Source organism: Flectobacillus sp. BAB-3569, from assembly GCF_002270355.1.
Lineage (GTDB): Bacteria > Bacteroidota > Bacteroidia > Cytophagales > Spirosomataceae > Flectobacillus > Flectobacillus roseus.
Genome location: NZ_NJFZ01000022.1, coordinates 74,329 through 88,589, shown reverse-complemented (window position 1 = coordinate 88,589; position 14,261 = coordinate 74,329). Strand labels below are relative to the sequence as shown.

Sequence of the window (14,261 nt, the reverse complement as noted above, 5' to 3'; positions counted from 1 at the left end):
TCAATTTTATGACAAAAAGGCATAACTGGCATTCTTCATTGTAAAGCTCTCTCCAATCAATAAAGCAGGAGTAATATGGAAGTAAAGCTCTACCGACGACTCGCGAAATCCAAACAAACAACTGTTTTTCAAGATATTCCTTTATTCTTTTCTGAAAAATTGCAGAATAACAATAACAGTGTTAGTGAAAATAATACTAGCTAAGACTTTGAGTATCACCTGAAAGAACAAGCCCCAATCAGATGCCTCTAACATGAACAAAACAAAGTGGTGAATCAGCGTAAGAATACCTAAGTAAGAAATAAACCAACCAAAGCCCATCGAACGCAACGTGAGTACTTGACGTTCGTCATATCCTCTTTGGGGCGTTAATAAGGTAATGATTGACGGTCGCAAATACGCAATCAATGTTGTTGCGGCCGCATTAGCACCAGTGGTATTATAAAATATATCTACAAACAAACCTGCTACAAACCCTAGAATTACCAATTGCAAACGGCTCGTTTCAAATGGTAATAACAATACAGCTGCTACATAAGCAAAGCAAAATGCATAATCAAAGAAAACTAGCTGTCGTACAAAAAACACTTGTAACAACAAGTAGAATATAAAAGTTAAAACTTCTGGGATAATATTTCGAAGAGTCATTTACTTGGTTCTTAATTTTCGGTGAGAGTGGGTAGCTCCTTTTCTACTTATGGTTTAGTTGTTTGTGGCGCTTTTGAAGTCTGAGGAGTTTTATTCTCAGGAGTTTCTTCTAATTGCTTCACTTCCTTCTCCAACCTATTCTTGATTACGTAAACATACGAGAGCGTGTTGAAATTAGTTGCTACTTTCAACTGAATATCGTGAAAAGTCATATCTTTTTTGACACCAACTTTGGTCACATATCCAATCGCAATATCTGCTGGGAATACATAATTGTAATCAGAAGTTACAATGGTATCTCGTTGTTTAACTAATTTATAGCGAGATACATCGGTCATTTCCAAAAGCTCAGGATTTTTCCCGTCCCACTTTACCGAACCAATTTCGTTATTTCGTCTAATCTTGGCTGACATGGTGTATTCGGAGTGTAATACCGAAATCACACGTGACATATGTTCTGAGCAGGATTTGATTTTACCAACAACACCCGTCGAAGAAATCACCCCCATACCAGGAGCCAAGCCATCGGCAGTACCTTTGTCGATGGTGATATAGTTATTGAACTGATTGGTAGTCAACTCTGTTACTTTAGCAACAATCGGCTGAAAACGTGCAGCTACGATAGAGTCTGCTTTATAATTTACCTTAGGCTGTACCAATTGCTGTGCTTGAAGCTTCAACACCGTTTCCCGCAACTGCTTATTTTCCATAGCTAAATCTTGATTGACATTACGGAGATTATAAAATTCAGCGATAGAATTGGACGTTTCGAGAGCTTTGGCTGCGTAGTAATTAGTCGTATTGAAAAAAACAGCGTTGGGGTAATTATTATATGAATAAAACATCCACAAACTCAGTACTTCCAAAAGTACGAACACAATAAAAGCTCGTTGCTTTGAAATGAACTGGAATAGTCTATACATTTCTTTTTGAAGAGTAAGGGGTTTAGTGAGTTAGTTTTGAGCTATCAGCTTTTAGCATTCGGCAGTTAAATTCTTTTGATTGCTGATTTCTAAAAGTTCAAAACTATAAATAAACATATTGCAACAAATGGGTATTTTTCTATTGCTCTATAACAAAAAAGTGAATGAGAAATTGAGCTAAGCTATTTCCCATTCACTTTATCCTAAATCGTGATGATTACGAAATTAGAATTGGCTTGTAGTGGTCGAGGTGTTTCAACACTTCACCTGTACCTCTTACAACCGCTCTTAATGGGTCATCGGCAATATGAATAGGAAGCTTGGTTTTGTTAGCAATACGTTTGTCCAAACCATGCAACAAAGCACCACCACCTGTCAAATGAATACCGTTATGGTAAATATCTGCCGAAAGCTCTGGAGGAGATACTTCTAGTGCTTTCATAACTGCTTCTTCAATTTTGGAAATAGATTTATCCAAAGAATAAGCAATCTCAGAATAGGTTACTTTAATCTCTTTTGGAATACCTGTCATCAAGTCACGACCACGAATTTCGTAATCTGCTGGAGGATTTTCTAATTCTGGCAATGCCGATCCAACTTCAATTTTGATTAACTCCGCCGAACGCTCACCAATCAATAAGTTGTGCTCACGACGCATATAATCTACAATATCACGTGTAAATACGTCGCCCGCAATACGAACAGAAGCCTCACAAACAATACCAGAAAGGGCAATTACTGCAATTTCAGTAGTACCACCACCGATGTCAACAATCATTGAACCATTTGGTTGCTCAATGTCGATACCGATACCGATTGCCGCAGCGATAGGCTCGTGAACCATATACACCTCTTTGGCACCTGCATGCTCACAAGAGTCTTTTACAGCACGTTTTTCTACCTCGGTAATACCCGATGGAATACAAACAACCATACGATGAGAAGGTGTAAAAAAACGACTACCAGTATCAATCATCTTGATCATACCACGAATCATTAATTCGGCAGCCGTAAAGTCTGCAATTACACCATCCTTCAAAGGACGAATTGTTTTAATATTTTCATTGGTTTTTTCGTGCATCTGCATCGCTTTGTTACCAATCGCTAGTACTTTATTGGTAGCTTTGTCTAAAGCGATGATTGAAGGCTCGTCAACCACAATTTTATCTTTATGAATGATAAGGGTATTAGCCGTACCCAAGTCAATAGCAATGTCGGATGTAAGGAAACTAAATAATCCCATTTTATTAGTTCTTCTTGGCTTGTTTTAAAATCTTTAAACTCTACTATACTTTTAAAATCAATTAGTGGTAATACACTTAGGTTTATAGCTTGGTATAATACACCCGATTTGTCTCTATTACAAATTCACTCACGCAATGTCGCTACATCGAGTAATTACGCCCTCGCTCCTTTCCTAGTGTCTTATAGCTCGATTTTCTTGCCTGTATTGATAACGTACTTGGATTTGTTATCAATACCAGAATGTCATATCGCCACAAAATCCTCAATAACTACTCGTTTTTCTGCAAGTTATCGAAAAGTTTAGACTATCACAAACTCTCTTATACGACCATTTTCTTGTAAAAGTGCAAAATTAGAGAGAAAGTTGGAGATTTTGCCCTTCTATTTCAAAAAAATCTATCGGAAATTTTTTTTCGAAAAAATAGTATGCACGCATACCTTTTACTATATTTGAATCATTATATCTAAGGTATTAAAAGTACCAAATGTTAATTAATATCTACACTCTTATATTACAGATAATCAAGCTATAATAACAAACGGTAGGTTGAGTCTTGATGGTATTACCGTTCAATCAATTGATCATCAATTAAACTTTATTTTAAACTATGACAACAGCATTAAATGGACTAAATTTTCAGTTTACAGAAGAACATTTGGCCGTACAACAAGCCGCTAGAGACTTTGCTCAAACAGAGCTTCTATCTGGTGTAATTGAGCGTGATGAAAAGGAGTTTTTTCCAGAGGAATTGGTCAGAAAAATGGGCGAAATGGGTTTCCTCGGAATGATGGTTTCGCCAGAATATGGTGGTGGTGGTATGGATACCGTTTCGTACGTACTGGCTATGGAAGAATTATCCAAAATTGATGCCTCTGCCTCGGTAATGGTATCAGTTAATAACTCCCTAGTTTGCTATGGACTGGAAGCTTTTGGCACGGAAGAACAAAAACAAAAATATTTGGTTCCGCTAGCCTCAGGGCAACATATCGGAGCTTTTGCCTTATCCGAACCCGAAGCTGGTTCGGATGCGACCTCTCAGCATACTACTGCCGAAGATATGGGCGATTATTATCTGCTCAATGGTACCAAAAACTGGATTACCAATGGCGGTCGTGCCAATACCTATCTGGTCATTGCACAAACGCATCCCGAAAAAGGACATAGAGGGATCAATTGCCTTATCGTGGAAAGAGGCATGGAAGGTTTTCAGATTGGAAAGAAAGAAAATAAATTAGGAATTCGTGGGTCAGATACGCACTCTCTCATGTTTACAGATGTGAAAGTTCCTAAAGAAAACCGTATTGGTCCTGATGGTTTTGGGTTCAAATTTGCGATGTCTACGCTCAATGGAGGTCGTATTGGTATTGCTGCACAAGCCTTAGGGATTGCTTCAGGAGCGTATGAATTGGCTTTACAATATTCTAAAGAGCGTAAAACATTTGGTAAACCTATTGCTGAGCACCAAGCTATTCAATTTAAGCTTGCCGAAATGGCAACACAAATCGATGCTGCAAGATTTTTATGTTTAAGAGCCGCTTTGGACAAAGACAACCACCAAGACTATGTTAAGTCGGCGGCTATGGCCAAACTCTATGCTTCGCAAGTAGCAATGGACACAACCGTAGAGGCAGTACAGATACACGGAGGTTACGGCTTTGTGAAAGAGTTTCATGTTGAGCGACTCATGCGTGATGCCAAAATTACACAGATTTATGAAGGCACTTCCGAAATTCAGAAAATTGTAATCGCTAGGGAATTATTGAAGTAACATATTACAGGTTTAGTAAAGTTGTTAAAAAAAAATTGAGTCAAATTTTCAAGCCGTTGGGTCACTTAGTCAGAACCCAACGGCTTTTTTTGTACTTTTTTTATAAAGATTACATTAATCTCAGACCCTAAATTGCTTTTAGCGTAAAAACACCTCTTTTTAGTGATTTTAGGCTCAAAATCTTTACTTTTTTTGCCGATTATCTTGAAAAAACACAAAAACTATGAAATATTCAAATATTTTCAATACTCAATTAACCTATCAAAAAAGCACCTTCTTAGGATATTACAATAATAATCAGCCTAGTATGGAGAATTTATGCAAAAAAAATCCTGATACTTTTTTTATTTATATTTTGGAATTTTAATGCGATTTATTAGTTTTGTCCTAAATTTATCTATCATTGTTTTCAATTTATAGAAAATAAGCCGCAGAAATGGAAGATTATAATAAAATCATAGAGTCCCTTGGTGTTAAGTTCATCAAGTCTCGTAACATTAGAATATTACAACCAATCAGAATCAAGAACTTTTACGACGTAGAAAACACACTCTTGATTTTGTACAACGGTGAGGTATCATTTGGTGAAGAAGCTGTTCACGCAGAGGTTGGCGATATGCTCTTTATCCCAGGTGGAAAGATGCTGTCATTAACTTATGGTAATGCAGACAAACCTAAGATTGTATCTAACGAAGAGTTCATGACTCATCGTGAATTATACTTTGAGCCAAATCTTGAACCAGCTAGAATTGGTCAAGTAGAAAACTCTTTTGGCTTAGTAGCTTTCGAAGCAAAAGTATTTGATTCGGTAAACTTCTTTACTTCATTAGACATTCCTCCTTTCTTGATCAAGAGAGACGACAAGTTGGCTCACATGATCAACGAAATCTTGAAAGAAGATATGTGTGATGTATTAGGTAAAGGTCGTGTAATCAAGATAAAGACAGAAGAAATCGTTATCGAGATTATTCGTTACATCATCAAAAACCGTTTGTTTGTTGAGCAATTAGCCACTAACAGTACTTACTTCAAAGACCCACGTTTGATAGACATCTTTGCTTATATCAAAGACAATATCGGTGGCGACTTGTCAAACAAAGTATTGGCAAACGTAGCAAACGTATCAGAAGATTACGTAGGACAGTATTTCAAAATGTTGACGGGTATCAACCCTCAAGATTATATCGAATACCAACGTATGGAAGCTGCTGTAGGTTTGTTGCGTACATCTAAAAAGTCGATTCGTGCTATTGGCGCTGAGGTTGGTTATAAAGATACCGCTTACTTCTGTCGTCGTTTCAAGATGATGTTTGGTATCCCAGCAGGAAAGATGCGTCGTCGCGAATCATTAATGAACTTGTAATTTCAAGTTTTGTCGGCTTATACGGTACAAGATTTCACTTTCAAAATTATATAAGAGCCTCTGATTTTATCAGGGGCTTTTTCTTGGTGGTAGATATACCTCTAAGGTATTACAAAAGTAAAAAGGCGGTATCGAAGTAAATCGACACCGCCTTCTCAATAAATATAGTCTCAAACGAACCTACACAAAGTATTTCAACTTGATTACTTCTTGTTCTGTCAAGAATCTCCAAGTACCTCTTGGTAAGTCTTTTTTGCTTAAGGTTGCAAATGTAGTACGGTCAAGTTTTAGTACTTCATAACCCAATGATTCGAAGATTCTTCTTACAATACGGTTACGTCCTGAGTGAATTTGAATACCTACTACCATGTTATCTGGTGTTACAATTGCCAATTCATCAGCTTTGATTTCACCATCTTCCAAGGTAACACCTTTCAAAATCGCATCAAAATGTTCGGTTGTAAGTGGCTTATCCAACTCAACTTGATACACTTTTGTAATTTCATTTGATGGGTGAGTCAATTTGTCAGCCAATTCACCATCGTTTGTTAACAACAACAAACCTGTAGTATTTCTATCCAAACGACCTACTGGGTAAATACGCTCTTGACAAGCATTAGATACCAAATCCATCACCGTTTTGCGTTCATTTGGGTCTTCGGTAGTTGTGATAAAGTCTTTCGGCTTATTCAACAACAGATATACCATTTTCTCACGGCTCAACTTACGGTTACCGTATTTTACAATATCACCGTGTTTTACCTGATACCCCATTTCTGTTACAATCTTTCCGTTGATTTTGATTTCGCCAGCTTTGATCAAATCGTCAGCTTCACGTCTTGAACATACACCTGCGTTAGCGATATAACGGTTCAAACGAACTAAAGATGAAGAGCTTTCGCTTTTCTCAATTTGCTTTTGAACTTTCTTTGGTGCTGTTTCTTTGTATTTATCTAAACGGTATGTTGGAGTCCATTTATCTGATTCTTCTTGTGGACGGTGCGCTTTGAAGAGGTTTTTTTTCCTCCAAAGTTTGCTTTTGCCGAACCATAAGTTTTTTCAGTTCTCTCTGTTCTTGGTTTTCTTTCCGAACCTTCTTCTCTACGCTCGTTACGTGGAGCATCTTTGTCAAATCTTGGACGGAATTCACGCTTTTCGCCATCAAATCCGCCTTCACGACGTGGACGTGAGTCTTCGCGGTTGAAGTCACGTTTTTCGAAGCCACGACCTTTATCTTCAAATTTTGGACGGAATTCACGCTTTTCGCCATTGAAACCGCCTTCGCGACGTGGACCACGTGAGTCTTCACGGTTGAAGTCACGCTTTTCAAAGCCACGACCTTTATCTTCAAATTTTGGACGGAATTCACGCTTTTCGCCATTGAAACCGCCTTCGCGACGTGGACCACGTGAGTCTTCACGGTTGAAGTCACGCTTTTCAAAGCTACGACCTTTATCTTCAAATTTTGGACGGAATTCACGCTTTTCGCCATTGAAGCCACCTTCACGACGTGGACGTGAGTCGTCACGATTAAAATCTTTTTTCTCGAAATTTGGTTTGAAATCTTTGCGGGCAGGACGCGACTCGTTTGAGTCAAATGATTTTTTATCTGAGTAGCGCTCGTTTTTAGCAGGAGCTTCACCTCTTAATTCACGTTTTAATTCTTCTCTTCTCGTACGTGATTGTTCTCTTCTTTCAGGACTAAATTCTTCTTTTTGAATTCTCTTTCTCATCTTTTTGATTTGTTAAAAAATTGCAACATCACTGCTGTAATCAAATTATTAAACTTCTTTTTGTTTAATAATAAAAATAAAAGGCCATAGCCTTGTAACCTACTGACTATTAGAACACTTATCATTCTAACTATTAAACTCGGGGTGCAAAGGTACAATATTTTTTATGATAAATCCCAACTTTTGAAAGTACAATTTTTTATATTTTTCAAAAACCCCTATTTTACTCATTCTGAAAGGTTTAACAATAAGTATATTACATAAGTACAATCATTTTCAGCTAAAATTCGTTTAATAAACGGTCAAAGTACCTAAATTCGTAAATAGTTAGGTTTGTCTTGTTATAATATTGTTGAAAAACAATATGGTGGTCGTCTAGCTCTTTACTTATTAAGTGAAACTCACGGTCTTAGCATAAATGTAGTTTCTTGTCCAAGAGGAATATAGTTGTATCCTAAAAACTTTTCCTTTTTCTACATAAGTTGTCAACGATTTTTGCTTGGATTGTGTCTTTACCAAAAATAAGTCTGTAAGAAATAAACAAAAAGTTTAAAATTCTTTTCTAATTTAAGTGGCCTAAAGCCTATCGCCGTTACAAAAAATCTATTTCTATATGCAAAAACTTCGTACCTCAATATACTTATTGTCCACCGTATTGATGCTCGGGAGCTGTAACTCGGCTTTACAGTCGTTTAAGAAAGGACAGAAAAAGTTTGAAAACGGAGAATATGAATTGGCAATCAAAGAGTTTCAAAAATCGAGCTCTGCCAATTACGAAACTGCCAAATCCGCATTTTTAATTGCTGAGTCATATCGTCTTTCTAACCGCATGCTTCAGGCAGGCGAATATTATGAGAAAGCCTTAACTGCTGGTAGTCGTGAAAACGATATTCGTTTCCATTTAGCTTATGCCCAAAAAGCACAAGGCAAATATGAGGATGCTGCCAAAAACCTTGAGAAATATCTTTCGGGCGTGCCTAGCAAGGAGTTCAAAAACAAAGCTATTGCTGAGTTGGATATGCTCCCTGAAGTTTTGGCGCTTGCCAACAAAAAGACTTTCATCGAGATTCAGCCTGTAAGTATCAACTCTTCTGGCTCAGAATTTTCTCCTATTTTGATTGATAAGGATTTGATTTTTACGGCTTCTCGCAAAGAATTGACTTACAAAAACAATGGCTTACCTTATCTTGGGCTTTATCGTGCGCCACTCAATAGTCCAACCGAGGTAGGAACTCCTCGCTTGTTTAGTACAAATATTTTCAAAGACAACGCCAACGAAGGTACTCCAGCCTTTACCCGTGATGGGAAAACGATGGTTTTTGCCCGTGGTAATACAGGAAAACGTTCTGACCAATCGCCCGATGTGGACTTGTTTATCTCTAAACTAAATGATGGCGTTTGGAGTGAACCAGAGTTAATTTCGGTATCTGACTCATTGGCTTGGGATGGTAGCCCGTCGTTTTCTAATGATGGTCGTACCTTGTATTTCAGCTCAAACCGTGCTGGTGGTAAGGGTGGCTTAGATTTGTACAGAGCCAATATTGATAATGCAGGTCGTTTTGGGCGTGCTATCAATATGGGCGCTGATATCAATACGGCTGGTGACGAGATGTTTCCTTATGTGTCGGGCGATGGAAAGTTGTATTTTGCTTCTGACGGACACCCAGGCTTAGGTGGTCTGGATTTGTATATGGCTACTCGTAAAAATGGAGAAATTCAAGTAGAGCATTTAGGCTTGCCTCTCAACTCTCGATTTGATGACTTTGGACTTGTAGCAATAGATTCTACAAAAGGATATTTTGCCTCAAATCGTGATAGTGGTAAAGGAGACGACGATATTTACTATTATGAAAACACCCAGCCGGGCAAGAAGTACCAAGAAACGCCTCCTGTTATTGTACAAAAAGATCCAGCTAAGAAAACGATTCGTTACTTTTTGGCAGGTATCGTAAGCAATGTCAAAAATGAAGGGATAGACTCTGTACGTGTGGCTATTTTGGACAACGAAAGTCAACAAGCATTAGAAGAAGTTTTTACAAAAGCTGATGGTAGTTTTGGTAAAATTAGAGTTGAAGCAGGAAAATCTTATACTCTTGTGACTGATAAAAAAGGTTATTTTATCAAGCGTGAGCCTTTTACCATGATTGGAAAAGAAATTCCTTTAGAAAAATTGACTAAAGCCGAAAACGATACGACTTATTATGTAAATATCTCCCTTGATAAGCCAGAAGTTGGCATAGAAATTACGAAGCTTTTTCATATTGCACCCATTTATTACGACCTCGACAAATCGAACATTCGTAATGATGCGAGTGTGGAACTAGACAAAATCGTTCAGATTTTACAAGATAATCCAAACATTAAATTAGAATTAGGTTCGCATACCGACTCACGTGCTTCGACAGATTACAACCAAAAATTAAGTCAACGCCGTGCCGATTCTGCGGTTGAGTATATTATTTCAAAAGGTATCTCACGCGCTCGTATCGTAGCCAAAGGTTATGGCGAATCTCAGTTGGTCAACAAATGTGCCGACGGCGTGGAGTGTACCGAAGAAGAACACCAAATGAACCGTCGTACCGAGTTTAAGGTATTGGAAGTAAAATAGGTATTGCTCTTTGCCAAAACAAAGCAAAGTTTGGCATTAGACTCAAGTTAGATTTTGAGTTTTTTCAAAAAAATTAGCAAGGAGTTATGAGTTATGGGTAATTTTGTTGCCACACTCATAACTCCTTAATTTTTCCTCCATGAGCTCTATTCTAATCCTCAATGCTCAAGTTGTCAACGAAGGCAAAATTCAAGTTGCTGACATTTTAGTAAAAGATGGTTTTATCGACCAAATTGGCACTAATTTAAGCGGAATCTCAGCCGACAAAACCATTGATGCGACAGGCAAATACCTCTTACCAGGTGTAATCGACGACCAAGTGCACTTCCGTGAGCCAGGTCTTACACACAAAGCATGTATTCATACTGAAGCTCGTGCAGGTGTGGCGGGTGGCGTAACCACTTTTATGGAAATGCCTAATACCGTTCCGAATGCCCTTACTCAAGAGTTACTTCAAGACAAATACGACATTGCTGCTCGTACCTCTTTGGCGAACTATTCTTTTTATATGGGTGCTTCAAACGATAATATCGAGGAAGTTCTCAAAACTAATATTCAAAATATTTGTGGTATCAAAGTTTTCATGGGTTCATCAACAGGCAATATGTTGGTAGATAATGAGAAAACGCTAACAAATATTTTCTCGAATAGCCCAACTTTAATTGCTACGCACTGCGAAGATGAGGCTACTGTTCGTGCAAACTCGGCGCTTTACAAGGAGAAATACGGAGATAATCCACATCCAAGAGTTCATCCAGAAATCCGTAATGTAGAAGCTTGTATCAAATCGTCTTCGATGGCAATTGAATTGGCTCAACAACATGGTGCTCGTTTGCATATTCTTCACATCACAACAGGCGAAGAAACGCATTTATTCCGTAATGATATTCCCTTAAAAGATAAGAAAATCACTTCGGAGGTTTGTGTTCACCACCTTTGGTTTGACGCTCGTGATTATGAAACATTGGGCAACCAAATCAAATGTAATCCTGCCGTAAAAGCTGATGGTCATAAACAACAATTGTTGGCAGCCTTGCTCGATGACCGTATCGACGTAATTGCAACCGATCACGCGCCACATACTTGGGAAGAAAAACAGAATCCTTATTGGTCATCTCCTTCGGGTTTGCCGTTGGTACAGCATCCATTACAATTGATGTTAGAGTTTTATAAAGATGGTAAAATCTCTTTAGAAAAAATCGCTGAGAAAATGTCGCATGCTGTAGCAGATTGTTTCCAAATCTCAAAAAGAGGTTACATCCGTGAAGGTTATTGGGCAGATTTAGTATTGGTAGACTTGAATGAGGAAGTAACCGTTACGAAAGAGAACGTTCTCTACCAATGCGGCTGGTCACCACTAGAAGGCACTACACTTCGTTCTAAAGTGACACATACGATTGTATCAGGGCACTTGGCTTACGAAAATGGAGCATTCGACGAAAGTAAAACAGGTCAAAGACTTTTATTTGAACGTTAGATTTAGTGAATTGTGATTGAGTGGTTGAGTGATTATTCTTCAAATCTACGGCTGAATATAAGTATGAATGCAAAGTAAGATTTAAGTTTTGTATTTTAGGCACAAGGCAAAGAGTGTTAAATTGTTTTTAGTAACGATAGATATGTTTTTACCGAATACCCATAGCTGAAAGCTCAAAAATTAAACTTTATTTTGCGTACTGACTTTTCAATTAGGGTGCGACTTAAGTCGCACCCTAATTGAAACACATAACAGAATTCCATTAAACACAAATAAGAGATCTATACAGGAAGGACTTATATTTCTTATTTTCGGCTAAACCTACTTCAAGCCTATTCGTCCAAATTAAGCTTTCTGCATTTTTTGCTTATACTTTCTTCTTACACGTCCAATAATTATTCCTCCGATAACGCCTGGGGCTATCCATGCCACTAATGGAGGTAATACATTGTGATTGTTCACTACCAAAAATGCGGTTACTGTAGCAATATATGACCCTCCCATACGGCTAATATGATTGAGCATCCAAGGTTGATTGATTTTTCCTATGAAAGTCAAAATATCTGACATAGCGATAATCAACGAGAACAAACCAAACAAACCGAATAGCACAAAGTAAAAAGTCACACCTTGTTGATAAGCCCAAATGCCATAAGCAATCATCACGATACCCGAAACTACTGTAATTAATGCGGCAATCCAGTCTTGAGCTTGCCAGTTATTTTTACGACCCACTAATACCAATCTACGACCTGTAAAAGTATTATAGAAACTAAAAACCGCAATACAAGTCAAGAAAACTAAACGAGTTTCATTTTTGAACCTTAGTACTGCTGTAATAGCTACCATCATCATTGCATAATAATAGATACGTCCCCAAAGCGAATGTTTAGGACTTCCTTTAGGGGTAAACATTGCCATTAAGCCTACCATCAAAGCGGCAAAACCAGAAACAATGTGTAAAATCAAAACTGCTGTTAGAAACTTTTCCATGATATATTGAGAGATTTTTATAATGAATTTCAATTTGTGAGGCTGCCATTGCGGAACCGATGATACAAAGGTAGAGGCAGCTATCATGGAAGGGCAAATCTTAGGGGTAGGGAGCAAAAAATTGGGAAATTTGACAATTTGAGGGGAGTTTGGGAGGATTTAGGGGTAAAAAACAAGGTCGAAAGAAGTATTTTTCTTTCGACCTTGTTTTTAAAATAGCTCGCCAGAACGATATTTTGGTACGATACCTAGGTGAACATATGCCTTTTCGGTAGCCTCACGTCCTCGGGAGGTTCTTTTCAAGAAACCTTCTTGAATCAAGAATGGCTCGTATACCTCTTCAATGGTTTCGGCCTCCTCACCACAAGCTGTAGCGATGGTCGAAAGTCCAACAGGGCCGCCTTTGAATTTTTCGATAATGGTTGACAAAATTCTGTTATCCATTTCGTCAAGACCATTTTGGTCTACATCCAAGGCAGACAAAGCCATTTCTGCAATATCTACCGTAATACGACCATTGCCTTTTACTTGTGCAAAGTCACGAGTACGACGCAGAAGGTTGTTGGCGATACGTGGTGTTCCACGACTACGACGAGCTATTTCAAAAGCTCCAGCATCGTCGATAGGCGTACCTAAAATCTGACAAGAACGTTGTACAATCGTAGTCAATAATTTGGCGTCATAATATTCCAAACGGGCATTGATCCCAAAACGAGCACGTAGAGGAGCTGTCAACAGACCCGCACGCGTAGTAGCACCAATCAAGGTAAATGGATTGAGAGAAATTTGTACGCTTCGGGCATTAGGCCCAGAATCAAGCAAAATATCGATCTTATAATCTTCCATTGCAGAATAGAGATATTCTTCTACAATAGGATTTAGTCGGTGAATCTCGTCAATAAACAGTACATCAAATGGCTGAAGATTGGTTAACAAGCCCGCCAAATCAGAAGGTTTATCGAGTACAGGGCCAGAGGTGATTTTGATATTTGCCTCCAACTCATTGGCTACGATATTCGACAGTGTAGTTTTTCCTAACCCTGGAGGGCCGTGTAGCAATACATGATCGAGGGCTTCCTCCCTTTGTTTGGCAGCCAATACAAAAATCTTAAGGTTTTCTAATACCTTATCTTGTCCTGTAAAATCATCAAACGAAAGCGGACGCAAAGCACGTTCGATTTCTTTCTCCACAGATGAAAGGTTTTCTTTATTGCCTTTCAAATAATCTTCTCTCATATCAACAATCCTTTTTCAAGGGGTATATTTCGTTTCTAGTGTTTTCACTCAAAAATACAGCTTTTTCGAAAGTTAAACATCAAGGCAAATTAAATACCCACGATTCCCATTTCAAAGCCTACCTTTTAATTAAATTTTTCTTTTATTTGTACAAGTAAATAAAAGATATTTTATGTTTTAGTAATGTAAAGTTTGGGGATTGAATGTCAGGTGTCATCTTTCGGCAAAATAGTTATAATTACGTGGAAAAGCCTAAAACTAGTGCC

At 38.1% G+C, this 14,261-nt stretch carries 11 protein-coding genes; 4 read left to right on the top strand and 7 right to left on the bottom strand.

Going from position 1 to position 14,261, the window contains the following annotated elements:
* Nucleotides 1–141: 141 nt before the first annotated feature.
* From BWI92_RS20300 to BWI92_RS20290, 3 genes are all read right to left on the bottom strand, one after another.
* On the bottom strand, nt 142–648 hold the full coding sequence (locus tag BWI92_RS20300; protein WP_095166237.1) for a hypothetical protein: 507 nt from the start codon (nt 646–648) through the stop codon (nt 142–144).
* Between the two features lie 47 nt (nt 649–695).
* Complete coding sequence (gene mreC, locus BWI92_RS20295; RefSeq protein WP_095166235.1) at nt 696–1,571, bottom strand: rod shape-determining protein MreC; 876 nt, start codon at nt 1,569–1,571, stop codon at nt 696–698.
* Between the two features lie 217 nt (nt 1,572–1,788).
* Nucleotides 1,789–2,814, bottom strand: a complete 1,026-nt coding sequence (locus BWI92_RS20290) for a rod shape-determining protein (RefSeq protein ID WP_095166233.1) — start codon at nt 2,812–2,814, stop codon at nt 1,789–1,791.
* A 610-nt stretch (nt 2,815–3,424) separates the two neighbouring features.
* On the opposite strand from BWI92_RS20290, the gene BWI92_RS20285 reads away from it, so the two are divergent.
* Both BWI92_RS20285 and BWI92_RS20280 read left to right on the top strand, forming a co-directional pair.
* Nucleotides 3,425–4,585: an acyl-CoA dehydrogenase gene (locus BWI92_RS20285; RefSeq protein ID WP_095166230.1), complete on the top strand. Its 1,161-nt coding sequence runs from the start codon at nt 3,425–3,427 to the stop codon at nt 4,583–4,585.
* A gap of 436 nt (nt 4,586–5,021) precedes the next feature.
* Nucleotides 5,022–5,948 (top strand): AraC family transcriptional regulator, encoded by a 927-nt coding sequence (locus tag BWI92_RS20280; RefSeq protein WP_095166228.1) that lies wholly within the window; start codon nt 5,022–5,024, stop codon nt 5,946–5,948.
* A gap of 180 nt (nt 5,949–6,128) precedes the next feature.
* On the opposite strand, the gene BWI92_RS20275 is transcribed toward BWI92_RS20280, so the two are convergent.
* Together BWI92_RS20275 and BWI92_RS20270 are read right to left on the bottom strand one after the other, a co-directional pair.
* Nucleotides 6,129–6,824 (bottom strand): pseudouridine synthase, encoded by a 696-nt coding sequence (locus tag BWI92_RS20275; protein WP_229363398.1) that lies wholly within the window; start codon nt 6,822–6,824, stop codon nt 6,129–6,131.
* Between the two features lie 77 nt (nt 6,825–6,901).
* Nucleotides 6,902–7,681, bottom strand: a complete 780-nt coding sequence (locus BWI92_RS20270; protein WP_095166225.1) for a hypothetical protein — start codon at nt 7,679–7,681, stop codon at nt 6,902–6,904.
* A 613-nt stretch (nt 7,682–8,294) separates the two neighbouring features.
* Here BWI92_RS20270 and BWI92_RS20265 point away from each other — a divergent pair.
* Complete coding sequence (locus BWI92_RS20265) at nt 8,295–10,289, top strand: OmpA family protein (protein ID WP_095166223.1); 1,995 nt, start codon at nt 8,295–8,297, stop codon at nt 10,287–10,289.
* A 139-nt stretch (nt 10,290–10,428) separates the two neighbouring features.
* Nucleotides 10,429–11,766 (top strand): dihydroorotase, encoded by a 1,338-nt coding sequence (locus BWI92_RS20260; RefSeq protein ID WP_095166220.1) that lies wholly within the window; start codon nt 10,429–10,431, stop codon nt 11,764–11,766.
* Between the two features lie 345 nt (nt 11,767–12,111).
* Here BWI92_RS20260 and BWI92_RS20255 read toward each other — a convergent pair whose 3' ends face one another.
* Together BWI92_RS20255 and ruvB are read right to left on the bottom strand one after the other, a co-directional pair.
* Nucleotides 12,112–12,759, bottom strand: a complete 648-nt coding sequence (locus tag BWI92_RS20255) for a DUF2306 domain-containing protein (protein WP_141234851.1) — start codon at nt 12,757–12,759, stop codon at nt 12,112–12,114.
* 210 nt (nt 12,760–12,969) lie between these two features.
* Nucleotides 12,970–13,995: a Holliday junction branch migration DNA helicase RuvB gene (gene ruvB / locus BWI92_RS20250; RefSeq protein WP_095166216.1), complete on the bottom strand. Its 1,026-nt coding sequence runs from the start codon at nt 13,993–13,995 to the stop codon at nt 12,970–12,972.
* Between the last annotated feature and the right edge of the window lie 266 nt (nt 13,996–14,261).

Coding starts and splice junctions, on each gene's coding strand:
- BWI92_RS20260 (WP_095166220.1), top strand. CDS start 10,429: ATGAGCTCTATTCTAATCCTCAATGCTCAAGTTGTCAACGAAGGCAAA.
- ruvB (WP_095166216.1), bottom strand. CDS start 13,995: ATGAGAGAAGATTATTTGAAAGGCAATAAAGAAAACCTTTCATCTGTG.
- BWI92_RS20270 (WP_095166225.1), bottom strand. CDS start 7,681: ATGAGAAAGAGAATTCAAAAAGAAGAATTTAGTCCTGAAAGAAGAGAA.
- BWI92_RS20280 (WP_095166228.1), top strand. CDS start 5,022: ATGGAAGATTATAATAAAATCATAGAGTCCCTTGGTGTTAAGTTCATC.
- BWI92_RS20265 (WP_095166223.1), top strand. CDS start 8,295: ATGCAAAAACTTCGTACCTCAATATACTTATTGTCCACCGTATTGATG.
- BWI92_RS20285 (WP_095166230.1), top strand. CDS start 3,425: ATGACAACAGCATTAAATGGACTAAATTTTCAGTTTACAGAAGAACAT.
- BWI92_RS20255 (WP_141234851.1), bottom strand. CDS start 12,759: ATGGAAAAGTTTCTAACAGCAGTTTTGATTTTACACATTGTTTCTGGT.
- BWI92_RS20300 (WP_095166237.1), bottom strand. CDS start 648: ATGACTCTTCGAAATATTATCCCAGAAGTTTTAACTTTTATATTCTAC.
- BWI92_RS20290 (WP_095166233.1), bottom strand. CDS start 2,814: ATGGGATTATTTAGTTTCCTTACATCCGACATTGCTATTGACTTGGGT.
- mreC (WP_095166235.1), bottom strand. CDS start 1,571: ATGTATAGACTATTCCAGTTCATTTCAAAGCAACGAGCTTTTATTGTG.